Genomic DNA, 25,518 nt, shown 5'->3' with positions numbered 1-25,518 from the left:
ATTTACGTAATGATATAACGTATGCTAAAAGACCGATCAAGCAGAAAAAAACAGAAGGTGATCTACCTTGAATACCCAACAACAGGACCTGATTGCATTGACTGGCGCGGGCGTTTACCGTCAGGGGCGCTGGCTGATCCGCAATGTGGATTTGCATGTCAAACCGGGTGAAATCGTGACGTTAATCGGCCCCAATGGGTCTGGTAAAAGCACGACAGTGAAATGTGCGATCGGGCTGGAAAAGGTAGATGAAGGGCGCGCTTTGCGGAAATCTGACCTGAGCATCGGTTATGTTCCGCAAAAATTTTCCGTAGATGCCACCTTACCTTTAACCGTTCGGCGGTTGATGACATTGGGGGCACATTACAGCACGGCGCAAATAGAAGACGCGCTGGGTCAAGTGGGCTTAAGCGGGCGTACAGATGACTTGGTGCAGCATCTTTCCGGTGGGGAGCTCCAACGCGCCCTTTTGGCCCGTGCCTTCATCGGAAAACCGGATTTGCTGGTGTTGGATGAACCGGTTCAGGGCGTGGATTACGCGGGTGAAGCTGCCCTTTATGATCTGATTGGACGGTTTCGTGATGAAACCGGATGCGGGGTTTTATTAATCTCACATGATCTGCACGTGGTCATGGCGAAAACGGACCGTGTTTTATGTCTGAACGGTCATGTCTGTTGTACGGGCACCCCGCAAAGTGTGATGTCGAGCAAACAATACAGTGACCTGTTTGGTGCACGCGCGGCTGAATCTATCGCGATTTATCGACATCACCATGATCACACGCATTTATCGGATGGCCGTGTTTTACATGCGGATGGCAGTGTCAGTGATCATTGTCATAAGGAAGAGGAAGGCCATGATCATGCTCGATGATTTTTTTACACGGGCCCTAATCGCGGGTGTCGGCTTGGCCTTGATTGTCGGGCCGTTGGGGTGTTTTGTCGTCTGGCGCCGTATGGCCTATTTCGGTGATACAATGGCCCATTCCGCGCTTCTTGGGGTGGCGCTCTCCTTCTTATTTGATATTTCAATGACGCTGGGGGTGTTTGGTATCGCCGCCCTTGTGTCTTTATTACTGGTGTTTTTGCAGAAAAAGAAAACACTGCCGACAGATGCGTTGTTGGGGATCCTGTCGCATTCCACCTTGGCAATCGGGTTGGTTCTCGTGGCGTTTATGGCGTGGTTGCGCCTTGACCTGATGGGCTATTTGTTTGGTGATATTCTGGCTGTTTCCAAAGGGGATATCGCCCTGATATATGGTGGGGGTTGTGTGATCCTTGCCATATTGGGATTGACGTGGCGCCCCCTTTTGGCCGCCAGTGTCAGCGAAGAACTGGCGGAGGTTGAAGGGTTGAACCCACAGCGCAGCAAGTTGATTTTTATGTTATTGATGGCGGGCGTTGTGGCGATTGCGATTAAAATTGTCGGTATTCTATTGGTGACATCATTATTGATTATCCCTGCCGCCACGGCGCGCCGATTTGCCCCCTCCCCGGAAATGATGGCTTTGCTGTCCTCATTGATCGGCGGTGTGGCTGTTGTGGGCGGATTGTTTTTATCGTTGTATTATGACACGCCGTCCGGCCCTTCTGTTGTGGTTGCGGCTATGTTATTGTTTGTCCTGAGTTTATCTATGCCGTCTCAAAGAGGTTCTTAAACATGAAACTAACAAAAAATCAGGAACTCGTTTTTGGGCGATTGCAAAAATCCAGTACGCCGCAAAGTGCCTATGAGTTATTGGACAGCTTGCGTGAAGACGGCTTGCGTGCCCCGCTGCAAATTTATCGGGCTTTGGATAAATTGATTGAACTGGAACTGGTTCATCGTCTGGAAAGCGTGAATGCGTTTATCGCGTGCAATCATGGGGAGCCTCACTGTCACAGCGGCTTTTGTGCCTTTGCCATATGCGAGGCTTGCGGGCAGGTGACGGAATTTAGTGATAATGTAATTTCGACACAGCTTCAGGATTGGGCACTGGCCAGTCAATTTAAAACCAAAAGCACCACCGTTGAAATTCGTGGCCTGTGTGCCAACTGTCTAAAATAAAGGGTGGCTGGTCTGGCTGGCTTGCCAGAGTAAGGATAGCCCGATTGCAAAGATAAAGGCCCCCCCGCTGATGGCACCGATGAGAGATAGATTTTGCATAAACGATCCACTTTGGCGTTCGGCAATGTAAAGGGCCGTTTTGCGAAAATAAATCGCCAGCAGGGCAAGGCTGCTGACGGTGATTGCGGTCCCAAGTGAAATCGCCATCACGGCAGCAATTCCGGCAAATCTCAGACCAATGAGTTCAGCAAAAATCAACATCAAGACGGAACCGCTGCATGGGCGAATCCCAACGGAAAAAATGATGGCGAGAACGTCTTTCAAACTGCTTTTGGGTGTCAAAAGCGCAGGGTCGGGGGCATGGCTATGACCGCACGTACTGCACACGTGGTCACTATGGTGGTGATCATGTTTATGCTTATGGTGGTTGCGTTGCCACAACGCCTGAACCCCGCGTTTAACCAAGACCAATCCGATCAGGGCGATGAGGGCGAAACTGACCATTTCCAGCATGGGAACCGCATCTTTTGCATCGGATCGGGAAAGGCCGATGATCCCCACCAGCCCTTCAACCAGTACAATCGCGCTTAAGCCTTGAATGAAAGCGGACGCAAACGAAAGGGCGATGCCTTTTTTCAACTTGCTTTCGTGACTGAGAAGGTAGGTGCCAATAACAGCTTTGCCATGACCGGGACCTGCGGCATGAAAGACGCCATAAAGGAAACTGATGGTGATCATGGCCCAGATGGCGTGAAGCCCACCATCCTGAATGGCGCGAATAGCCCCCGCCATTTCGCGGTGGAAAAGTTGTTGCTGGGTGCGAATGTAGAAGATCATTTCTGACCAGTAACCAGCCTCGTTGGCAAAGGCATCAACAGGAAAAAGCAGGCAGGCCAGAAAAAGGAAAATTATGGGCATGAGATTTCGACATGTTGGGCAAAATAAATACCGATACCGTCACCGGCACTTTCTGATTTATCCATAGCTGCGGCCATGAGGCTCATTTCCTTGGGTGGCTCGGGGTTATTCAAACGGTAGCTGCACCCCAAAGCCCCCTTACCGCTGAGTTGAACCGGATCGCCTGTAGTGGTGTGCAGGATTTCGACATAATAGGTCGGGTCGTAGACCGCGTAATCGACTTTATGGGCTTTGGGATCAATCGGTTCTTGCAGCATAACGCTGAATTCCATCCATAAACGATTATTTTCGACGAAGGTTTTATAATCCTGAACGGGTTGATACGCAGCTTGTTCCCCGTCTTTATGAATGAAGGTGAAGTAAGAGTATTCCGACAGGTTTTTCAGGTTTGTTTCCGCAAGGCTATCGAGTGCCTTTTGGTCATACTTACCGTTTTTGTCCGCTACCATGCCTTCAAGTGTGAAAGCAGAATAAAAATCATCGAATAACCACCCTTGCCACAAGCCGATCACATGCCCTTGATCGTCAAAAATCAGGCTGGTTTCCAAATCAATCCACGAATGGGGATGGGCCTTGGCTGTGGTATGAGCCAAGGTAAAAAAGAGGCAAGTCAGGAAAAAACGATATAGAAGCGGCATTGAACTGTCATGTTATAATGTTACAATTAGGGGAATGTAGCATATTAACATATCAATGCAATGGTCCTTTTTAAAGCAGGTTCAGTCTTCCTGAATCATCTCGTGCAAGGCTTCTCGATCCAAAATGGTGATAAGTCCCTTCTTTTCATCAATGAGGCCGAGTGACTTAAACTTTTTCAGAAGGCGCGACAGGCTTTCCACCGTAATCCCGGTAATGTTGGAGAGATCTTTTTTACTGACAGGCAAATGAAACGTTACCGTATTTGCGGTCGGGTCGATATGTTTGGACATGGTGAAAAGTAAAAATGCAAATCGACTGCGAATGGTTTTGGTCACGGTCAAAAGCAGCTTTTCTTCCATTGCGCCTAAGTCCTGTTCAATCAGATTGATCAGGTCCTGGCGAACCTTTGGGTTTTTGTCAATGGCCGCTTTAACGTCATATTTGCTGAGCATACAGAGGGAAACAGGCGTCAGGGCCTCTGCTGATGTTTTATGTGGTTTATCAAATAAAACAGAACGGTAGCCGAAATTTTGCCCGGGGAAAATCAGTTTCATAACAGCAGATGTACCATCACTGCCATATTTGCGAATGGCGATGACACCTTTTTTCAGGCAATAGACACCTTCGCAAGGGTCACCTTCGAGAAAAATAGGTTCCCCTTTTTTAAAATCGAGGCATCTTTTTCTCAGATTGCTTTCTGCTACGATATTATCGAGTTGGCCCTCTAGCAAATGTGAATTGCTTGCCCGACAGACAGCACAGTGCAGGGATGAATTATGGGAACAATCGTTCATACAAAAACTTTCCGCTTTATTGTTGTCATTATAAAAAGTTTCTCAGTCGGTGGTAACTTCTCGGTAAAATTACGTATTTTTAGAAATGTTTCAATACCAAACTAAGTTATAAAGTATGAATTTTAGTACCGATTCATACTGAATTGCCTTTTACTATTCGAAAGGTGGCAATTTAAAATTGATTTTCAAGATTGGAATGAGACTTAAATTCTAGCCACTTACATACAAGGGTTGAGGGCTTGTTTCCCTATTCATTGAACAGGGTTCTACTTATGCTGGCAGCTGAAAAATTCTTTACTGACAATTGGAATAAAAACAGAAAATTTAAAATCTAACGATTAAAGCATGTGTTTTGTCAGAAAATAGGAATAAGAACCGTTTGAAAATAAAAACGGCCCGGATTCGAAATCCGTAAATTTTGGTATCTTTCATCAAACAGAGGGCGCTTTGCTTTCTTTTGCACCACGGGAATAGAGTTGGTTGAGGAACCGGCGGGCATTTTCCAGCAATATATAGTTCACCGGGATCATAATTAAGGTGATAAAGGTTGCAAACAATATGCCGAACCCCAATGAAATCGCCATTGGGATCAAAAATTGCGCTTGTGTAGATTTTTCAAACAATAAGGGAACTAGCCCGATAAAAGTGGTCAGACTGGTCAGCATGACCGGGCGAAAACGTGCCGTTCCGGCATTCAAGACAGCGTGTTGCAAGCTCATACCGCGTGCGCGTTGCTGGTTGATGTAATCGACAAGAACAAGGGCATCATTCACAACAACACCGGTCAGGGCCAGCATGCCCATGAGACTGAGTAACGTCAGATTGCTGCCCATGATCCAATGACCCAGAACAGCACCGACAAGGCCGAAGGGAATAACGCTCATGACAATAAGGGGCTGAGCATAGGATTTAAACGGGATGGCAAGCAGAACGTAAATGGCAAACAAGACCCCCAGCAGTGACCAACCGAGGGAGCCAAAAGATTCCCGTTGTTCGCGGGCTTCGCCTTCCAGACTGTAACCGACATCCGGGTAACGTGTGACCAGTTCATCCATAAAACCACGCAGGCTGGTGGTCAGTACTGTCATGTTGGTTTTGCCTTTTTCGATATCAGCACTGATATTGACGGTGCGAAAACGATCAATCCGGTTAATGGCAGACGGCCCTTTTCCGGGTTGTAAGCTGGCGACCTGAGCCAATGGAATTTCATTACCGTTGCTTGTTCTAATCAACAGGTTTTGTAAATTTGCAATGGAGCGGCGTTCTTCCAGTGGCAGGCGGACCATGACTTTTACATCATCGCGCCCGCGTTGAATGCGCTGGGCTTGTGTCCCGTAATAGGCATTTCTGATTTGGCTGGCGACTTCCTGACGGGTAAGGCCGATGGCTTTCCCCTGATCGGTCAGTTCAATCTGCAATTCTTCCTTGCCGTCTGACAGGGTATCGGCAATGTCAAATACAGTGGGGTAGGTTGCAAGATGGTCTTTGACAATTTCACTGACCTGACGCAGTGTTTGCAGGGAATTGGCGCTTAATTGAATATCGATGGGGTTTCCCCCACGCCCGAATTCTGCACGATAGGCAAGGCTTTCCGCCCCGGCGATATCCCCATTGAGCTTGCGCCATTCATTGACCAACTGTTGCGATGAAATCTCCACGCTGCGTTGTTCGGGCGGGGTAATTTCAAAACGCACGCGGCCTTCGTTGCTGGTTCCGCCACGCCCACCGGTGACGGACAGGATGTTGAGGATAAAGCTCTCGCCCGTTTCCGGGTCGCGATATTTTTCGCGAAGTTTTTTCGCATTCTCTGACAGGGTCAGAATGTGACGGTTGGTGACTTCAAACGGGGTTCCTGCTGGCATGGTCAAGGTCACACGTACCGTTTCACTGGGGATACGTGGGAAAAAGGTGAATTTGGTCCAGCCGCTGAGAATTAGTGCAATCAGGATGCAGAAAATTGACAAAAAAGACAGCAATGTTGTCAGTTTGTTGTTTAAACAGACATCCAGTATAGGACGATAATATTTTAAAATCGCGCGTTCAAAACCATCGGCAAATTTTTGCTGATAGTGTTCAAATCGGCTGACTTTGGTTTTTTGCGTTCTCAGTTTTATGTGTTTGAGGTGGGAAGGAAGGACAAACTTCGATTCAATAAGAGAGAATAATAAGATAGGGATAACGACAGCGGGGATTTGGCTAAACATCGGACCGCGCATGCCTTCGATAAAGGCAAGGGGCAGGAAGGCGGCAACCGTGGTTAAAACACCGAATGTGACGGGCTTTGCGACTTCAAGTGTCCCATTGATGACGGCATCTTCACCGGATTCCGCCCGGTTCAGGTGGGTGTAGATATTTTCCCCGGTGACAATCGCGTCATCCACGACAATCCCTAAAACCAGAATGAACCCGAATAGACTGAGGATATTCAAGGTCACACCGAAGACCGGCATAAGCAAAAACGCCCCCATGAAAGAGATCGGAATCCCAATAAAAACCCAAAACGCAATGGCTGGGCGTAAAAACAGGGTCAAAAGGGCCAACACAAGAATACCACCTTGCAAGGCACTGTTGGTCAGGGTTGAAATCCGGTTTTTAACAATGGCGGAATCATCATCCCAATAACTAAGTTCATAACCTTGTGGCAAGGTGGCTTGACGATCTTTAATGAAGGTCTTGATCTTGTCGGCGACCTCAATCGCGCTTTGATCCCCGATCCGGTACACTTCGACAAAAACGGCATTTTTACCGTTGAAACGGGTGCGAACGGGGGTTTCTTCAAAACCATCGTTGATCTGGGCAATGTCTTCCAACAGCAGTTTAGAACCGTCTTTATTGGTTTTGATGGCAATTTTTGCAAAGTCGTTTTTACGATAGGCCTGCCCGGAAGAACGCAGCAAAATATCACCACCCAAGGTGCGTAAATTCCCGGATGAAATATCAATACTGGATTTGCCGATGGCACTGGATATATCACTCAATGTCAAGCCATATTGGCGCAAACTGTTTTGCGAGACATTGATGGTGATTTCATAATTGCGGATACCGTCCAGTTCCAATTGGGTTACACCATCAAGGCGTAGCATTTCATCACGTAAATTTTGGGCATATTCGCGGGTTTCATGTTCGCCGTAATCACTGGCAAGGGTTACCGTAATGACATCATGGGTATGTTGGGCCAATGAAATCACCGGGCGTTCGGCATCTGCGGGGAAGGTGTTGACCGCATCGACACGGCTTTTGATATCGGCAAGCAAGGTCTGCGGGTCGTAATTATCATCAATATCGATGTAAACGGCGGCGCTGCCTTCACCGGAAGTACTGCGGATTTGATCAATACCTTCCAGATCCTGCACGGCTTCTTCGATACGGATGGTAACGCTTTTTTCCACATCCTGCGGTGTTGCACCGGGCAGGGAAACTCTAACGGAAACCACATGCGTTTCAAATGACGGAAAAACCTCCAGCGGGATGCTGGTATTCAGGCTGAACAGGCCGGCAACCAGAATGCTGATCATCAAAAGATTGGCGGCAACGCTGTTTTTGGCAAACCATGTAATCATGACTGTTTGTCCTCAGGTGTGTCGCTGTTCTGTATGACTTTGACGGCTGTGCCCGATGTCACATTGCCAAGCGGTGTCAGTACAAGGTTTTCACCCGGTTCCAAACCTGTGGATATCAGCGCATCTTCCTGATTTTGCCATAAAATCTTGATGTCACGTCGATTAATCAATCCGTCTTTTTCGACATAGACGAAACTGCCTTGATAGATCGTGCTTGTCGGGATTTTGATTGCGTCAGGCAAGGTGACCCCGATGATACTGGCGGTGACATATTGCCCGATTTTAATCAGCGGGCCTTGTTGGCTAAATGGGGATTCGATTTGCACAATGGCATAAAGCTGTTGTGTGTCGCTGTCGATGGCCCCTTCGGTTCTGACCAGATTGCCTTGCCATTGTTGACTGCCGATCAAGTCTGAATAAAGCAAGACCGGGGTTGGGCCGTTTGTATCGTCGTTCTGGGCATTTTCTGTTGGCAAATCAATCAGGGGCAGGTCTTTATTTTTGATTGGCAGGCGCACTTCCACATAATCGGTGGCATAAATATCGGCGAGTTGGGCATTGCTCGCGACCACTTGGCCCATATCGACATATTTGGTTAGAATGCGGCCATCAAAGGGGGCTTTAATCTCGGTCCGTTCCAGATCAAGACGGGCGATATCCAGTTGGGCTTGGGCAGACAGAACGCTTGCCTTGGCGGCTTCCAGTTGGGGAATGCGTAAAACCAGATCGTTGGGTTTGCCTTTTTTACCCAGTCGTGCCCAATCATCCCGGGCTTGCGCGGCATGGGCGGCTTCTTCAGACAAGGTCTGTTTGGCAAGGATGAGATCGGCTTCTGCCACCTTCACCTTGGCACGGTAATCGCGGGCATCCAGTTTGATCAGGATATCCCCTTTTTTAAAGAAACCACCTTCGCGAAAATTGTCGTTAATATCGATAATTTGGCCGGACACCTGCGCACTCAGCAGGGTTTCGGTGCGGGGGCGAACGGTGCCGTAACTGTCAATGGTGACGTTAAAAGGTGCGCGTTCAATAACTTGGGTGCGCACCGGGATCTTGGCGGCTGCGGCTGGTTTGCCGTACTGGGCTTGTGGCGGATTTTTCATAATCAGCGCAACAATCAGGGCGGTGAAGACAACAAGGGCAACAGGAAGGGCGATTTGTAAAAGTTTTTTGTGTTTCATCGGGCTTCCTCAACTGCTGTTTCCGCTGGGGCGAAGTCTCCGCCTAAGGCCAGATGGAGCTGAATACGGTTGGCGGCCAATTGGCTTTGAATTTTAATGGCATTGACTTCAGCATCATAATACCGGGTCTGTGATTCTAAAACCGTGGTATATTCAACAAGGCCGCGTTGATATTGCTGGAAAGAAAGATCAGCGGCGATTTTTGCGTTTTCTGCAGCAAATTTTGTCGATTCAAATCTTTTTTTAAGGCTGAGTTCTTCGGAAATGGCGTTTTCGACTTCTTTATAGGCCTCAAAAACATCGCTGAGATATTGGGCTTCGGCTTGACGTAGTTCTAAACGTGCGACTTCTTCGGCAGACGCCAGCTTGCCCGCATCAAAAATAGGCGCAGTGAGACTCCCCAACAAGGACCATGCAAAGGGGGCCCCGCTAAACAATCGATTGGCAAGGGTGGCTGAATCCTTGATGTCGGCGGTGAATTTCAGGCTGGGTAAACGGGATTTATGAGCATAGGCAAGGGCGGCATTGGCAGACAGTAAATCACGCCAGCTTGCATTGAGGGAGGCTTTGCGCTCAATTAAATCCTTGGGGAGTCCGGTGCGCATCGGACTGTTTAAAACCGGGAGATCATCGTTAATGGCACGCAAACCTTTCGGGTATTCCCCCAGATAGCGTTCCAAGGTGCGGATGGCGGTGGTAATGGCGGTTTTTTGTTGTTCAATCGTGGCTTGTTCTGCATCCAGTTCGTTACGCACCAGATAGACATCAAGGGCTTCGTTCAACCCTTTCTCATAACCGCTTTCAATGATGGTATGGTTGTCTTGTGCATTGGCAAACCGTTGCAGATACAGGCTTAACAGTTTTTTGGCTTCAATAATATCCAGCCATGCGGTTGCAACGTCAGCGGCCAATTGTTGGCGGGCCTGTTTAAAGGTCGCTTGCGAAGACATCAAGGCAAGCTTGGCTTCGCGCTCGCTATCCGACATTTTGCCCCAGACATCCAGTTCATAAGCCAGATCAAGACCAATGGAGGCTGCGTTGGTCGCACTCCCGCCTTCTGTCAGGCCGGAACGTTTTTGTGAAAAGCTGAAATCCAGTGTTGGAAAAAAAGAACTCTGTGCCGAGATGAGCTGCTGTTCCTTGATTTGCACATCATAAGCCAGTTGTTTTAATTCGATATTATGTTGCAGGGCGCGGTCGATCAGGCTGGAAAGCTCTGTACTTTGGAAGCTATCGATCCAGTTTTCATCAATGGGGTCGACTTGCACGGCTTCCTGCCAATTGGCCGGCGCTTCAATGGCATCACGTGTTATCAGCCGATTAAGATCGGCATTACAGGCACTAAGGGCCAGACACCCGCTCAGGAGCAAAAAGGTCTTTAAAGACGTCATCAGTTCACAAAACTTTTAATCTGTTTAATCGAATGCCATAAATGCATGTTTAACAAGATTATGTAACTCTGAAATGTCTTGGAAGCCCCTTTGTGTAACGAATTGTAACAAGGTGGGGGAGAGGGATGAAGAAGAGCGTGTGAAATGCCTTTTGAGGGCAAGTCATTTTACGTGTAAAAGTTGATTATACAGCTTTTTTGGGGGATGAGTTCGCTAACTGTTCTCTGAACTATAATTTCAACTATTTTGTTCATCTGAAACAACAAGGCCAGCCGCGAAGTGTGACTCCGGGGCTGGCCTTGTTATCTTAGTGTACAGAAATATTAATAGACGTCATGTTGGGTGTTGTAGACGTTGAATTTGCCTGTTGGGGTGATCAGGCGTTTGTCTTTAATGACTGTTTTCAGTTTACGTGTTTTGTCATCAACGACAACGATTGCAGATTCCTGATTTTTCGCATTCCATACGGAGAACCAGATTTCCGAGCCGTCTTTATTGTATTCGCCTTGAACAACGCGGCGCGCGCCTTCCTTGATACCAGACCATTTGCCAATCGGCAGGACTTCGTATTCTTTATCAAGATTGTTGATGTCAAATACGGCGATAGACTGTGACATGTCTTCGTCCGGGTTTAATGGCGTATCGACCCATAAGTTTTTCGATTTCGGGTGGGTTTTAATGAAGAGAGAACCGCCGCCTTGGCCTTCGAGGGTTTGAACAACTTTCCAAGCGTTTTCAGGATGACCTTCCGGGTCCGTCCCGATCAAGGAAACGGTTTCATCACCCAAATGGCTGGTCGCCCAAACCGGTCCGAATTTAGGGTGGACAAAGTTTGCGCCACGTCCCGGGTGAGGGGTAGTGCCTACATCAACCAGTTTTGCCAGTTTACGTTCTTTCAGATCAATAACCGCAATTTTATTGGAAGCATTGGCGGCATCCATAAAATAACGCCCGGTGGAATCAACGCCACCATCATGCAAGAACGGTGCAGCATCAATAGATGTGATTGTCAGGTTGTTCAGATCGGAATAATCGACCATCAGGACTTTACCCGTCTCTTTGACGTTGACAACAAATTCAGGTTGGTAGTGAGAGGAAACAATGGCAGCAACGCGTGGTTCGGGGTGGTATTCCTGGGTGCCAACTATATTGCCACGGGTGGCGACAATTTTTAGCGGCTCCAAGGTTGCGCCATCCATAATGACGAATTGCGGCGGCCAATAGGTGCCGGCAATTGCGTATTTGTCTTCCCAACCTTTAAATTTTGACGACTCAACAGAGCGTGCTTCCATGCCTGTTTTAATCTCAGCAACACTTTGGGGAACTTCCATCCACAAGTCGATCAAATTCACACGGGCATCACGACCCACGACCATAAGGTAACGACCAGACGCCGACATACGTGAGATATGAACCGCATAGCCCGTTTTAATCAAAGTTACTATTTTATGGGTGTTGCCATCAATTAAGGCAATCTCGCCTGTGTCACGTAAGGTCACTGAGAAGATATTATCCAGATCAAGATCGTTCATCTTCTTGGTCGGGCGCTTGTCAACGGGCACTTGAAGTTTCCAAGTTGCCTTCATATCCTTAAGGCCAAATTCTGGCGGTGTTGCAGGGTCCTGCATCACGTAACGCGCCATCAGGTCGATTTGCTTCTCTGTCAGAATGCCGGATGTCCCCCAGCTTGGCATGCCACCGGGCGAGCCGTAAGTAATGAATTGCTTCAGGTAATCATATCCGTATTCACGTGTAATATCCGGTGTCAAAGGTTTTCCTGTCGCCCCTTTACGCAAGACGCCATGACAGCCAGCACAGCGTTCAAAATAAATCGTTTTGGCTTCTTCGAATTCCTGTGGCGACATGACAGGGACACCCGGCTTTAAACCAGGTTGTTCCAAGGGAATGTCCGGGGTTGGGCCACTGGGGACCTGCATCGATTTTGCGTGTCCGTCTTCTGCGGCATGAACACCATGTGTGCCAAAAGTCAATAATCCACCGACAACAAGCAAAATTGCTGAAGTCACATGTCGTTTTTGTAGAATGAATTCGTACAAAATTCAAAACTCCCTAAGTTGTAAAGAGACAAGAAAACCACCTCCTGTGAAGTTTTGGTTCAAGCGAATTCTTTCCTGAAAAAGGCTATCCTGTTTCGCCACGTCAAACTTCTAAAAAACGACAGAAATGATTTCCGTTCCTTCATGTTTGGTATCCAAAAAGACAAAGCCATTTCGAGTGAATAAGCCCTGCATCTTCTTTTGCGGACATACACAAGTGCGTTTCTTGCTTGGCTGGCAATCATTCCAAAAGGGAAGGAAAGAAGTACCGTTTCAAATAATTATAACCTAGTGAAACAGTATGTTTTTGAACGGACGTAACAAATAGCCGTTATTTAAACTTACATCAATCACTGGAAAGCAAGTAGTTGAACTCCAAAAAAAGCACTAAAGTATGAAAACGGGTTTTAAATATCATACTTTAATATTAGTTTCTATGATTAATAGTAACTTATAATTGTTATTATTCTATTTAAAGTATACTCTATTTCTTGACTGAAAAGGTTTGGTATAAGAATGAGAAAGTGATTAAAAGAAAGTGTCCCTTAAATAATGGAGTAATCAGGGCGGCTTCCTATTGCTAAATCTGCTATCAGGTTTTGAACTTCGACGGCTTTTTTGAAAAGGAATAAACGAGATGGGTCTTTTGGTTATCGTTCTTCCGATTATTGGGACGTTGTTCATCGGTGCGATCAGTCCGGGGCCGAGTTTTATTGTTGTGGCTAAATCGTCTTTGGGTGGTTCCCGGGGCAAAGGGGTTGCGGTTGCGTTTGGGATCGGATTGGCCAGTGCCGTTTTTGCCGTGCTGGCTTTGGGCGGTTTGCACGTTATTTTTGAAACGGTGCCCTGGCTTTATGTCGGATTTAAAGTTTTGGGCGGGAGTTACCTTGTCTATCTCGCATACAAAATATTTGTAAATGCGAAAAAAACTTTATCCGAGGTACGGGTTCAAACGGGACAACAGGCGAAACGTCCGGTGCTCAAGGGTGTGATCCTTGGTTTCTTGACGCAAATCAGCAATCCAAAAACAGCCATTGTTTTTGCCAGTGTCTTTGCGACGTTTATGAACCGCGAACCGGACATGGTGCTGTACCTTGTATTGGTTCCGATGATTTTTCTGCTGGAATTCGTCTGGTACACAGTTGTCGCCATCCTGTTATCGAACAGCGGATCCCGTAAAATCTACGCGCAAGCCAAGACAACGATTGACCGTGTAACAGCCGGGCTTTTAGGGGCCTTAGGGATCAAACTGGTGAGTGATACCCTTTGAACAGAAGTGCAATAGGGGTGATATGATCACCCCTAAAGGCTTAGGATTTACGCATTTACGAGGTCTTTAAGACCTTTGCCTGCTTTGAATTTCGGCTGTTTGGAAGCCGCAATTTTAATGGTTTCGCCAGTGCGCGGGTTGTGACCGTCACGTGCAGCACGTTCTGTAATACCAAAAGAACCAAACCCGACCAATTGCACTGTATCGCCATCTTTTAATGCATTTGTAATGGCATCGAATACAGCATCGGTTGCAAGTGTCGCATCGGCTTTAGAAAGGTCAGCCGCAGTGGCAACAGCAGTGACGAGATCGGTTTTGTTCATATCAATATCCTTTGTGAAAATGGGACGGGCTTAATAAGGGGTACGGAAGACTTCCGCAACATTAATTATCAATAACAGATTATAAATCTGCTGCGGTGATGATGATCACACAATTCAAGCTAAGTGCCCTTTATATCATAAAATAAAGAATTTGCTTTCCAGATTGAAAAAAATGAATAATACGACCGTATGAAGCCAACTTATTCTTTTATCATTTATATCTGTGTGATCGGGCTGTTTTTCTCTGGTGCGCTATATGGCGATACACCGGCGTACCCCAAACGACTGACCTTGCATTTATCGTCGCAAACTCAGGCTAATCCGTCTTTTGTAATGGGGCTTATTCACGGGATCAATGGGCAGCAACCCGCTGATGATGTCATTGATCAAGCCGGTTTTGATTATTGGCGATCTGGGCGAACGGCTGAAGATTTTATCGCGCGCCTTCAACAACGAAAAGCGCCGTATCAATTTGTTTTGGCCGACAGTTGGGGATTTGGGGAACATATGAAGCCGCCCCATGAGTTGAAAACCGAATGGCAAAACCATGTGCGACAGCTTGTCCGGGCGCTTAAAGATAAAGTCTGGATCTGGGAAATATGGAACGAACCGGATTTAAAACATTTTTGGCGGTTTTCCCGGAAAGAGTATTTTGAAACCTGGAAAATTGCCCATGATGTCATTCGTGAAGAATTAGGTGACACAGCCCTGATTGCCGGGCCGTCATTTGTCAAATTTGATAAAGAATATTTGCAAGACTTCCTTGATTTTGCCTTGCAGGAAAACCTTCAGGTCGATGTTTTAACCTGGCATTCGCTGCATACGCGGATTTCAGCGATTCCTGAAAATGTTGCTTATGTTCGCCATCACTTTATGGATAATCCACGCTATACCCCATTGAAAATCAAGCGCATTCATATTGATGAATTTGGCGGGCGCTGGTCGCAATATTCGCCCGGTACAACCTTGACCTATTTATGGCAATTGGAAAATGCCCGCATTGATGCGGCGGCCAAAGCCTGTTGGCCGAATTTGGAGGAGAGCCTCTATTATTGTGACAGCGATACATTAAGCGGTTTATTGACAGATGACCTTCGTGCCAAACGTGCCCCGTGGTGGTTATTTGCCAAATATAATGACAGCCGCAACGCTGTGCGCCTTATGATTAAAGGGCAGACGGTCTGGTTACCTGCGCTTGCGTGGGAAGATGATCATGGGCGGGCGCAAATGCTGTTTGGTTTGGCAGAGGCCAGCAACGCGCCTGACAACATCACCGTTGATATTGATGGGCCGTATCAGGTAATCAAGGCACAACGCTTAAGCGATCAGGGGGAAGCACCTTCTGATGGTTTTGTCGATTTGCAACCACAGGCGGCTTTTGCTTTAAAAGCCGGTGATGTGATTTGGTTAATCCTCCAACGCCCGTAAAACAGAGGACACGGCAATATGCTGCATAATCGGTGTTTTGTCTTCGGGATATTCAAAACCAAGGTTCAGATATCCTGATTTAATATGACCGGGTGGCGCGATATTTGTAACTTTGGGTCCAACTGCCCCCCAACGCTTGGGGTCCGTCGGCCCGTTTAAGGCAATGGTGCGTACAGCGCATGTTGCGGCCATATGCATAATACCCGTATTGACACTGACCAATTTTAAATTCGGATGTTTACAAAAAAGCCAAACCAATTGCGCTAAAGTCAGTTTGCCACACAGATCATGGACGTGAATTTTATATAATTCAAATTCTTCAAACAGACGATTCTGTCGATCCCGATCATTCGGGGCGGCGCTGACATAAACTTGATAGCCTTTTTTTATCAGGCCTTGGCTCAAACGCGCCCAATGATCATTGGGCCATTCTTTCAGCTCGCGATAAATACCCGATGGCCAAGGGTGCAAAAGGACAACGGGTTGATCTGGATCGACAGCGACAGGGACATTTTCCAAATCCGGGCAGGATAAGGCTGCGGCCTGATCTCCTTTACCCCCGGCAAGGCGGGCCAGATTCTGAATGTTGCCGAGCTGGTGAAGTGCTGCATCATGGATCACGCAATCGCTATAAAGGTAATGACGGTTTTGCCCCGGTGTCTCAAACCCTAAAATCTGTTTAGCCCCGGATAAGCCGCTGAGTAAGGCTTCATAACGAGTCCAGTCCCCTAAATCGATAAAAAGGTCAAAACGTTCTTTGCGCAACTTGAAAATATTTCCCAACAGATTTCCAATGCTTAAAACGCTTACATGTAAATCATGTACGGGGAGCATATCGGCAAGTGCTGAATTGTCTTCCCCCAAGTAAAGGTGAAGTTCTGCATCCGGGTATGTTTTGCGCATATCCAGCAACAAGGATGTCGCCAAGGTCAGGTCCCCGATCGCAACCAATTTCAATATTCCAATTTTTCTTGGACTTTGGGTAAATTTTTTCTTCCGCCATACAAGGGAAAGTATGTACAAACATAAAGGGAGGACATAACGGTCCAAAATATGTAATAACTTGTTGCCGCGCATCAATATCTTATCAAATGTAATGAAAATGACTGCCGATAAATTCAGATACCTATCAGTTAGCCTGATATTGTGCTTGGGCGCAATCTCAACTTTTGCCGCATTGCCCGTTTTTCGCTTCGGTGTCTGGCGAGATGCTGAGCCAACGGTTGTCAGTGTTTTTGCCTTGGGTGGACTGACATGGTTGTGGAATGCGTGGTTTTTATATTCGCACTCCCAAACACCAGTGCCCCGCACCATTCAGATATCCATTGCATTGGCGTTATGGTCGACGCTTTCTTCTATCTTTGCGCCTTATCCTTTATTAAGCCTGCTGGGAAGCCCGCAACTTGCAGAGGGAGCCGCCCTCTTTTTTGTTTTGTCCGGTTTTCTGATTGCGGGTTATTTTGCTCAAGGAAAACGTTTTATAACGATTACCGCCAGCCTCGGTGCGCTGGTCCTGATTGGCTACGGGGCAATTGTTAACCCGCTTCCGGTTGGGTCCCCTTATAAGCTTTTCTTTTTCCCGGATTATTTGGGTGTTTTTGCCGTTCTGGTTCCGGCCCTGATGTATCTTCTGGCCTATAACATCACCGCGAACACCAACGTTCGAAACGCTGTGACGGTTTTTGGCTTTGTGGCGGGAATGGCTGTTGCGTATCTGGGCGACAACCGTGGGGCAATCGCCATTGTGCTGGTCTGTGGGCTTGGCGGGTGGTTGATAACGGTTCTGGTTCAGCGTTTTGCCTCACTAAAAATCAATAAAGCAGTCCTTTTTCTGGCAAGTCTTGCGATTGTTATGATCCCGGCATCAATCTTTGCACTCATACTATGGGTTGGGCGTGACTATCAGGCAAATCAATTGGGCGAGTTTACCTTGTTCTATTCTTTGTGGTCGCGCAGTTTAATGTTTAACATTACAACCCATGCCTTTGATGATGGGGGATGGCTTACATATATTTTTGGTAACGGTTTTGGGCATTCACTCTTTGCCATCCAGAAATATCTGGTTTTTTCCGGGCAGGATTTTCTTAATCCGACATGGGATACATTCTCGCGGGATTATGTTCATACCCATTCCATTCCTTATGAAATCCTTTTTTCCAGCGGGCCGATCGCTCTCATTCTGTATCTTGCCATTTTCATCTTCTGGATAAAAGAAGCAGCGGTTCAACATAAAGCGATCGTTGTCGCCACCGCTGCCAGCTATATCGCGATTGCCTCTCTTTGGTTTGAATTTGCAACCGTTATTCCGCTGCTGGCTTTTATTATGGCAACAACGCTGGGGCATGCTTCTTACAAAAAAGCAGGTGCGAAACTTAAAATCCTAAAGGCAAGTGTGGGCGTTATTATTGCGGGGGGGCTTATATGGGCCTCAATTTGGCTGTATCAGCACAACATGCATCTGGATAAGCAAGTTTTTCTGGCACGTCAGGATAAAGCATTCAACACAATTGCGGACGATCATTTACGGGGGAATATTTCTTTCCAACGCGCCTTAAGGGAGGGGTATCGCGGTATTACCGCCCCCGCTGACGGGCAAAATCTGCAATATGATGATTTTCTCTGGGTGCAATATCTTGTGGAAGCGGCGCAACAGCAATTGCGCTCAAGTCCCGGAAATGCCCTTATTATGGAATATCTCCTGCTGGCGTCTGACTTCCAGAATATTCAGCGCCCGGAAAAAGAATATCAGGCATTAAAATCCGTTATTTTGTCCGAGTGGTCATATGCGGCATCGGTCTTGTTGGAAACGGCACCGCATCGCAGTGAGCTTCTCATTCCCTATCTGACTTATGCCGTTTCGCCTCAAACTCAGCAATCCGAACGGGAATGGGCGGGCATTATCCTAAATGATCTCTATCAGTACGATAATGAAAATCCAGTTGCGCTTTGGTTTATCGGACAACTGGAACTCGCGAACACCGATAACAAAAAGCGTATCAAGGCTATTGAAAATATGGTAGATGCTGTCGAAAAACACGACTTAAGACGTTTTTTGGAAATTCCGGATAGTTTAATCCAGCAATTAAAAACTGCACATACAGCCCTCGTACAACATAGCAAAATGCAATGAATGCCAAACTCAAAAAAATAGAAGACCGCATTAATGCGATACCTGTATGGAAAAAAACGACAATCGCTTTTTGCATTACACTCGGTATTGATTTTTTGTCTTTAGCCGCTTCTGTTTTACTGGCGCGTTATATACGCTGGTTGTTTGTTGATTATCCTAATGCCGAGATTTTGTTTGAATGGAACGTGAGCCTTTTTGTCGAACGATTATGGCTGTACGGCGCCTTTATCTTGATTTTATTGCTGGTTTTTACGGCAAAAGGGCATTACACGCGCAGACGTATGCCGATTATGCTGTTTAACGAAATTTTCTTAATGGTCTTAATTGTCGGTGTCGCCGATTTTGCCTCCGCCTATCTTTTACAAAAAGCCTTCCCACGGCTTTGGGTCGCTTTAACCTGGGGGATGGCCCCTTTTATTCTCCTCTTTGGGCGTTATGTCAGTATTGCAATTCTCAAACGAATGAGATGCTGGAAACTTCCTGTCCTATTTTTTGGCGATTTAAATGGGTTGGATATCGTAAAAAACCTGATTCGAAATGAACAGTTTTCAGGCTATTACTTGGCCGAGTCGTTTCTTAAAACAAATGGCAAAAGCTACCTGAATCCCAAAAATGAATATCAAACGGTGAATCTGCGAGATTTTGGCCATCTGAAAATTCGCCATAACCTGAGAGTTTTAATCTGTTTCTCCAAAGAAAAAGAACATGAACAACAAGACGTTGCCGTAGAAGCTTTACGCCACGGTCATCAGGTTATGCTCTTACCGTCTTACTTCCAGTTGCCAATTTTTCATTCCAACATTGAGCCCATATTTGGCGAACATTATCTGTTGATGCGTATGCAAAATGCGCTGGACAACTGGTTTTATAAAAAAATAAAACGTCTCTTTGATCTGATTATGGCGAGCATTCTTCTCATACTCACGATGCCTATACTTGTTCTGGCGGCGATTTGGATCCGTTCGGTATCCAAGGGGCCTGCTCTTTTTCGACAAAAGCGTATAGGGCTGAACGGAGAAAATTTTCCTTGTCTCAAACTTCGTACAATGGAAGTGGGCGCGCATCAAACACTTGTGCGCTGGAAAAAAAATGCACCGGAGACATGGGCGGAGTATGAAAAAAATAACTTCAAATTGGACAGAGACCCGCGCTTGATTAAAGGGGCGCATTTTTTAAGAAAATATTCGATCGACGAACTTCCGCAACTCCTAAACGTTGTAAAAGGAGACATGAGTATGGTGGGTCCACGTCCTTTGTTGCCGCGCGAAATTAAAAGCTATGGTGTTAACTTTGAACATTATACACGTACGATTCCCGGTATCACGGGCTTGTGGCAAGTCAATGGACGCAGTCATACGACTTTTACCAAAAGAGCGGAGCTGGATTCTTGGTATATTCAAAATTGGTCGGTTTGGCTTGACATTATAATCACACTGAAAACCTTTAAGATTGTGGTTTTAGGCCTTGGTGAGCGCCATTAATCCCTGAATTTGTAGCAAAAATACTACACTGTTACGCGTAGGACGAAAACCTCTCTTTTTTTAGTTGCAAACTCCGGCAAATCAAAGTCTATTAGTTCTTGATTGAGAGCTGGCACAGTGTGCAAGCAGTCTGGGTCGGTTTGAAATCTTCAATTGCAATTGAAGTAAATCTATAATCAAGGGGAATGGAACTAACCATGTTCTCAAAATGTAAAATTCTAATTGCTGGTGCAGCCGTTGCGTTGATTTCAACGCAAGCATCCGCCGAGACGTATTCGTCCGGTCCGGATGCTGCGGGTTCATCAGTTGTAACTCCGGTTGTGGCCAAGTCAGTCGCAGTCGCTAACGTGAGCAACGTTACAGCTCACTTGGATGCGATTACAAGTGCCGTAGCCGGTGCTGCTGGTGGTGCTGCGGCACCGTCTGTCAACGTACCGCAAACCAAGTTTGAAGATGGTATGCAGAAAACAACAGTTAGCCTGTTTGATTCTGCCGCACAAAAAGGTTATGGCGCGGGTAATGAAACCCGCAAAGTATCTGTTTGGGCAAACCTGTCTTATACTTGGCTTGAAAGTGACGTAGCGAACGCTAACTTCGACGGTAACGTTGGTGCTCTCAACGTTGGTATCGATAAGTGGTTCACCGACAAAGCGTTGGCCGGTGTATCCATTGGTTATGCGTCTACTGATGTAAGCACTACGTTCAACAGCGGTACTTACGAAGAGAAATCTACTACTATTGCGCCGTATGGTCTTATCCGTATCACTGACAACGTAACTCTGTCCGGCTTGTTCGGTCATACATGGGGTGACGTTGATCAGGATCGCCAAAATGGTGCGGTCACAGCTTCTACCGATGCAAAAACTTGGTTCGCAGCAGGTTCACTGTCTGTATCCAAGAACATTAAAAACATCGGTTTGCAAGGTCGTTTGGGCTACTTGTGGTCTGACCGTGACACGGATGGTTTCGTAGAAAGTAACAGCAACGTTGTTGCTGCTTCTCAAAGCAAAACCAGCCAAGGTCGTATCGGTGCAGAAGCGAGCTATTTCGGTATCAAGTCTGGAAAGATGAACCTGACACCGTTTGCTTCTGTCGATTACCTGCGTGATTTCAAAGACGAAATCAATGACGATGCTGATGCGTTTGACGTTGGTCTTGGCCTGCGCTTGGGTTCCAAAGATGGTTCCGTTGACGGTAACCTCAGTGTGAAAACTCAACTGGGTCGCGACAACTTTGAAAGCACAACTGCTGCCGCAACTGTTCGCTTCAAGTTCTAAGCGTAAGTTTGCAGTATGACAGTTTGTCATCAAGTAAAAAGGGTCATGCAGAAATGCATGGCCCTTTTGCTTGTTTTGTTTTTAGGTGGCTGTTTGAATATCCACACTGATCGCGCCTATGACAAAGCCTACGAATTAACTCGACATAGCCAGTGGGTTTCCAGCTATATTGAAACGGCACATTTCACGCTTAAAAGTTATTTGTCACCACAGCGTTCTGCACCTGATCTTCCTTTAATCGTTTATATCGAAGGGGACGGGTCGGCCTGGATTGATGTCAATCGTATCTCGCCGGACCCAACCCCTCAGGAACCTTTTATGCTGTCGGTTGCCCTGCAGGACACCACATTTGATGCCGTCTATATTGCCCGGCCCTGTCAATATGTGATTAACGAGGGAAAAGGCATTAATTGCCAATATGCATTATGGACAGATGGTCGTTTTAACGAGGTTGTCATTGCAGATATGAACGAGGCCATTGACAAGGCCTTGAAGCAAAAAGCCCGGCGCAATGTCATTTTGGTCGGTGGATCTGGGGGGGCAACGGTTGCCATGCTGGTTGCGGCCAGACGCAATGATGTGAAGGGAATTGTTTCTTTAGCAGGTTTGCTCAATCATAAAAGCTGGACGCGCCATCACCGGATCACCCCTTTGGTGCAATCTTTGGATACCGATCCGATTTATGCGCAAATTACAACCATTCCTCAAATCCATGTATTGGGAAAGAGTGATGCAATTATCCCTAATGCCTTAACCATCAATGAAATTAATAAAATGAAGAACATAATCCGCGCCCGGATTCTCTATCGGGTTGAACCGGACATGGACCATGATTGCTGTTGGGGGGCCTATTGGGGGAAATACCATCAGCCGATTCTACAAAGCCTCACGCAAACAGGGACTGGCTCTTAATCAAGGCGCTTTGAAAATAGTGTTTTCAACCAGCCCGCAAATCGTATGGCCCAGCAATAAATGGCCTTCCTGAATTTTGGGTGTATTGGCGGACGGGACTTCCAGTAAAATATCGCATAGATCGCACATGCTGCCTTTGCGGTTTCCCGTCAGGCCGATTGTCGTCAAGCCACGCGCCTTGGCTTCTTCAAGTGCAGCGATAATGTTGGGGGATGATCCCGATGTGGAATAGGCGATAAAGACATCACCTTGAACGCCCAAAGCTTCGACTTGTCGGGCAAACAAACGCTCGTATCCATAATCATTGCCGATTGCGGTCAGAATGGATGTGTCTGTCGTTAACGCAATGGCAGCGAGACCAGGACGGTCAAAGGCAAAGCGACTGACCAATTCACCTGCAATATGTTGGGCATCTGCCGCACTGCCGCCATTACCTGCGAGCAAAACTTTACCGGAATTTTGAAGGGCGTGAATGCAGGCCTGTGCTGCTTGATCAACCTTTTGTTTTAAGTCCTGATCTTCATTCATCAGCTTCAGGACCCGAATCGTTTCCTCAAGTTGTCTGGTTGTGTAGTCCGCCATTTTTATCTCTCTGAATCGCTTTGACTCTTTTATTTGTCTCATAACCCAATGAGACGCAAGAGCTACACACTACCGTTTCAAGGGTGAAGAAGCAAAACTTCTTTACGCTTCATCATATTGGTTAATATTTTCCGGTTCTGGTATAGGCAAGTGTTAGAAAGTGTCATAGAATTTTTGCGATTTCGGCACAGAGAACGTCAAATTTTACAGGTTTGATGACAACCGCATCAATCCCGGATTTCAGAAAATTCTCACGATGTTCTTTAACCGCATCGGCCGTAAAAGCCACAATGGGTTTACGTGCATTGGGGCCGCTGGTCCGTCGGATTTCCCGCGAGGCTTCCAACCCGTCCATTTCCGGCATTTGAATATCCATCAAAATCAGATCAAAAGCTTCTTTTGCGGCATATTCAACTGCCTCCCGTCCATTATTGGCAATCGTAATGGCATGTCCGTTCTTGCTTAACATGGAACTGATCACTTTTTGATTAATCATGTTGTCTTCTGCCATTAAGATATTTAACGGCGGCAAAATACCATCTTTCAAAAGCTGGGAGTTTTCCGGTTGTGCAGCAGTTTTTACAGGCAAGCATAACGTAAAGACGGTTCCTTCATTGATTTTGCTTTTTACGCTGAGCTCACCGCCCATCATCTCGCTTAATTCATGGGAGATGGCAAGTCCCAATCCGGTTCCGCCATATTTCTTGGACAGGCTTTGATCCGCTTGTGAGAAACGATTAAAAATAATGCCGAGATAATCTTCGTTAATCCCAATTCCGGTATCGCGCACGGAAATTTTCAGCACGTCATTGCCATCTGCTTTTTTGTCCACATCCATTGAAATATCAATATGGCCCTGTTCCGTGAACTTAACCGCGTTACTCACCAGATTTGAGACAATTTGGCGCAAGCGAATTTCATCGACTTCACACCAATAATCCGTAAACGGGCCGCTATAATTATTAAGATCTATCCCTTTCTTCACGGCGCCCGGACGAAACAGCCCAACAACGTTGTTTAGAATTTCAGCCGGAGAACAGGCGGTTTTATCCAGATGCAGTTTTCCCGCTTCGATTTTTGATAAATCAAGAATATCATCCAGTAAAACCATTAAATTGTTGGAAGATTCTTCCAGATCATCCAGTAAGTCGCCCTCTTCGCGGACAATTAAGTCATTGCCCCGCAACAATTCCAGAATACCGCGTATCCCCATCATGGGGGTGCGCAGTTCATGGCTCATCGTTGCTAGAAACTCGCTTTTTGCACGATTGGCCTCTTCCGCAGATTGCTTTGCTTCACGCAGTTCAACTTCCATCTCTTTGCGTTGGGTGATGTCACTATGTGTACCCGACATGCGCAGGGGCAAGCCATCTTGTGTCCATTCAACAACATTGCCTTTTGACAGGATCCAAATATAGCTGCCATTTTTGTGGATCATGCGAAATTCAGTCTCGTAATAATCCAGATCCTGATCAAAAGTCTTTTCAATGAGGTTAAGGGCAATTTTTAAATCTTCGGGATGAGTATTTTCTTGCCAGGTCTCGACAGTGACGGGTTCCAGTTCTGCAGCAGTGTAGCCCAGCATCTGTGCGAAACGCTCATTGATGCGGACCCCCCCGGTTTGGACGTTCCATTCAAAGGTCCCGACGTTTGTACTCCAAATAATTTCATCCAGTTGCTTGCGTTTGTCTTCAGCCGATTTTTTAGCGGCATTTTGTTGTTTCACAGCCCAGCTCAAGGCCACAATCATAACCAGCAAAGCAACAATACCACTGACCAGCAAGGTTACTTGTGTCTGGAAAGAATCGATCAGTTTACTTGTCTGGCGATCAACCATCTGTTCGAGTTGGGTTTGATAATGCCACAGATCATCCTGTATTTCACGTTGACGCGAAATATCGTGAATAACGGAAATCAGAACATCTTTACCGTTAAATTCGTAGGGGTTAGAAAGGACTTCAACCGTTTTTACTTCACCATTCTTTAAACGATGTCGGAAAATAAAGAAATTTCGCCGTTCATTTTTGGCGCGCAAGCGTTCCTGTGCGACCTCTTCTTGGGTCAGGACGTTAATGTCCTGAATCCCCATTGTTAAAAATTCATCACGACTGTAACCGTAAAATGCAATTGCTGGCGGATTGGCATCCATAATTGCCCCGCTTTTGGGGTCGATCATCAAAATGATTGCACTGTGGTTTTGTGAAAATTTCTCAAACGACAAATCGGCATAAGCGCGCATATTGGCGCACAACGCAAATACCATGAAACAGACGAGTGCAACCGCAGTTGTTTTTTGTTTTTGTGGCAATCTCTTCACAGGCGACGGCATCGTTTCCCCTCAGGCCATAGGTTTTCCCGGGTTCGTGCCCAAGCTTTTTATAGTATTATAAGTTCGATAAAAGAATATCCCTTCCACATATGAACGCAACTCCTATGATTTATTTTTATAAAAAAGGGGTGTTTGGCGCATTTTTATTGCGAAGAAAATGGTTTTTTTTCCTCTCTAAGTATCAAATATGACACTCGGT

Annotated in this window: 20 protein-coding genes; 9 read left to right on the top strand and 11 right to left on the bottom strand. The window is 46.5% G+C overall.

All coding sequences use genetic code 11. The annotated features are described in order from the left end of the window. The first annotated feature begins 67 nt into the window (after positions 1-67). The 3 genes from IEW74_RS08340 to IEW74_RS08330 are packed head-to-tail and all read left to right on the top strand — an operon-like array spanning position 68 to position 2,047. Positions 68-874, top strand: coding sequence for an ATP-binding cassette domain-containing protein (locus tag IEW74_RS08340; protein ID WP_308419092.1), 807 nt, complete (start codon positions 68-70; stop codon positions 872-874). After that, entirely contained in the window at positions 864-1,658 is a 795-nt protein-coding gene (znuB, locus tag IEW74_RS08335) for a zinc ABC transporter permease subunit ZnuB (RefSeq protein WP_188663744.1), read from the top strand. Before IEW74_RS08340 ends, znuB begins: the two co-directional genes overlap by 11 nt. Positions 1,659-1,660: 2 nt before the next feature. Continuing rightward, entirely contained in the window at positions 1,661-2,047 is a 387-nt protein-coding gene (locus tag IEW74_RS08330) for a Fur family transcriptional regulator (RefSeq protein WP_188663742.1), read from the top strand. Here IEW74_RS08330 and IEW74_RS08325 read toward each other — a convergent pair. From IEW74_RS08325 to IEW74_RS08295, 7 genes are all read right to left on the bottom strand, one after another. Further along, positions 2,039-2,965 carry a nickel/cobalt transporter gene (locus IEW74_RS08325; protein ID WP_188663740.1) on the bottom strand — a complete coding sequence of 309 codons (927 nt, stop codon included), beginning with the start codon at positions 2,963-2,965 and terminating at the stop codon, positions 2,039-2,041. The genes IEW74_RS08330 and IEW74_RS08325 overlap by 9 nt on opposite strands. After that, positions 2,956-3,603, bottom strand: coding sequence for a DUF1007 family protein (locus tag IEW74_RS08320; RefSeq protein WP_188663738.1), 648 nt, complete (start codon positions 3,601-3,603; stop codon positions 2,956-2,958). The genes IEW74_RS08325 and IEW74_RS08320 overlap by 10 nt, the downstream gene beginning before the upstream one ends. Positions 3,604-3,684: 81 nt before the next feature. Further along, on the bottom strand, positions 3,685-4,398 hold the full coding sequence (locus IEW74_RS08315) for a Crp/Fnr family transcriptional regulator (RefSeq protein WP_188663736.1): 714 nt from the start codon (positions 4,396-4,398) through the stop codon (positions 3,685-3,687). 431 nt (positions 4,399-4,829) lie between these two features. After that, on the bottom strand, positions 4,830-7,958 hold the full coding sequence (locus IEW74_RS08310) for an efflux RND transporter permease subunit (RefSeq protein ID WP_188663734.1): 3,129 nt from the start codon (positions 7,956-7,958) through the stop codon (positions 4,830-4,832). Further along, complete coding sequence (locus IEW74_RS08305) at positions 7,955-9,139, bottom strand: efflux RND transporter periplasmic adaptor subunit (RefSeq protein WP_188663732.1); 1,185 nt, start codon at positions 9,137-9,139, stop codon at positions 7,955-7,957. The genes IEW74_RS08310 and IEW74_RS08305 overlap by 4 nt, the downstream gene beginning before the upstream one ends. Continuing rightward, entirely contained in the window at positions 9,136-10,530 is a 1,395-nt protein-coding gene (locus IEW74_RS08300; protein ID WP_188663730.1) for an efflux transporter outer membrane subunit, read from the bottom strand. The genes IEW74_RS08305 and IEW74_RS08300 overlap by 4 nt, the downstream gene beginning before the upstream one ends. 323 nt (positions 10,531-10,853) lie before the next feature. Next, a complete protein-coding gene (locus IEW74_RS08295; RefSeq protein ID WP_417821938.1) occupies positions 10,854-12,557 on the bottom strand; it encodes a cytochrome D1 domain-containing protein in 1,704 nt (567 codons plus the stop codon). Between the two features lie 667 nt (positions 12,558-13,224). On the opposite strand from IEW74_RS08295, the gene IEW74_RS08290 reads away from it, so the two are divergent. After that, the gene (locus tag IEW74_RS08290; protein WP_188663728.1) at positions 13,225-13,857 is read left to right on the top strand and encodes a LysE family translocator; all 633 of its coding nucleotides are present in this window, start codon (positions 13,225-13,227) and stop codon (positions 13,855-13,857) included. A gap of 47 nt (positions 13,858-13,904) precedes the next feature. Here the strand turns inward: IEW74_RS08290 and hbs are convergent, their stop codons facing one another. Beyond that, entirely contained in the window at positions 13,905-14,180 is a 276-nt protein-coding gene (gene hbs / locus IEW74_RS08285; protein ID WP_188663726.1) for a non-specific DNA-binding protein Hbs, read from the bottom strand. Between the two features lie 189 nt (positions 14,181-14,369). Here hbs and IEW74_RS08280 point away from each other — a divergent pair, with 189 nt between their 5' ends. Then, positions 14,370-15,608, top strand: a complete 1,239-nt coding sequence (locus IEW74_RS08280; protein ID WP_188663724.1) for a GH39 family glycosyl hydrolase — start codon at positions 14,370-14,372, stop codon at positions 15,606-15,608. Here the strand turns inward: IEW74_RS08280 and IEW74_RS08275 are convergent. Beyond that, positions 15,588-16,559 (bottom strand): glycosyltransferase family 9 protein, encoded by a 972-nt coding sequence (locus IEW74_RS08275; protein WP_188663722.1) that lies wholly within the window; start codon positions 16,557-16,559, stop codon positions 15,588-15,590. The two genes, IEW74_RS08280 and IEW74_RS08275, sit on opposite strands and share 21 nt — an antisense overlap. Positions 16,560-16,710: 151 nt before the next feature. On the opposite strand from IEW74_RS08275, the gene IEW74_RS08270 reads away from it, so the two are divergent. From IEW74_RS08270 to IEW74_RS08255, 4 genes are all read left to right on the top strand, one after another. Continuing rightward, positions 16,711-18,738 (top strand): hypothetical protein, encoded by a 2,028-nt coding sequence (locus IEW74_RS08270; RefSeq protein ID WP_188663720.1) that lies wholly within the window; start codon positions 16,711-16,713, stop codon positions 18,736-18,738. Beyond that, positions 18,735-20,219, top strand: a complete 1,485-nt coding sequence (locus tag IEW74_RS08265; RefSeq protein ID WP_188663718.1) for an exopolysaccharide biosynthesis polyprenyl glycosylphosphotransferase — start codon at positions 18,735-18,737, stop codon at positions 20,217-20,219. The genes IEW74_RS08270 and IEW74_RS08265 overlap by 4 nt, the downstream gene beginning before the upstream one ends. Before the next feature lie 197 nt (positions 20,220-20,416). Continuing rightward, positions 20,417-21,496, top strand: coding sequence for an autotransporter outer membrane beta-barrel domain-containing protein (locus IEW74_RS08260; protein WP_188663716.1), 1,080 nt, complete (start codon positions 20,417-20,419; stop codon positions 21,494-21,496). A 57-nt stretch (positions 21,497-21,553) separates the two neighbouring features. After that, positions 21,554-22,408, top strand: a complete 855-nt coding sequence (locus IEW74_RS08255) for an alpha/beta fold hydrolase (RefSeq protein WP_188663714.1) — start codon at positions 21,554-21,556, stop codon at positions 22,406-22,408. Here IEW74_RS08255 and IEW74_RS08250 read toward each other — a convergent pair whose 3' ends face one another. Next, entirely contained in the window at positions 22,409-22,990 is a 582-nt protein-coding gene (locus IEW74_RS08250; protein ID WP_188663712.1) for a D-sedoheptulose 7-phosphate isomerase, read from the bottom strand. 163 nt (positions 22,991-23,153) lie between these two features. Next, positions 23,154-25,319, bottom strand: a complete 2,166-nt coding sequence (locus IEW74_RS08245; RefSeq protein ID WP_188663710.1) for a hybrid sensor histidine kinase/response regulator — start codon at positions 25,317-25,319, stop codon at positions 23,154-23,156. Positions 25,320-25,518: the final 199 nt, after the last annotated feature.

The sequence above is a fragment of the Terasakiella brassicae genome, from assembly GCF_014641495.1.
In the GTDB taxonomy this organism is placed as follows: Bacteria; Pseudomonadota; Alphaproteobacteria; order Rhodospirillales; family Terasakiellaceae; genus Terasakiella; species Terasakiella brassicae.
This window is presented reverse-complemented; position numbering and strand designations above follow the sequence as displayed.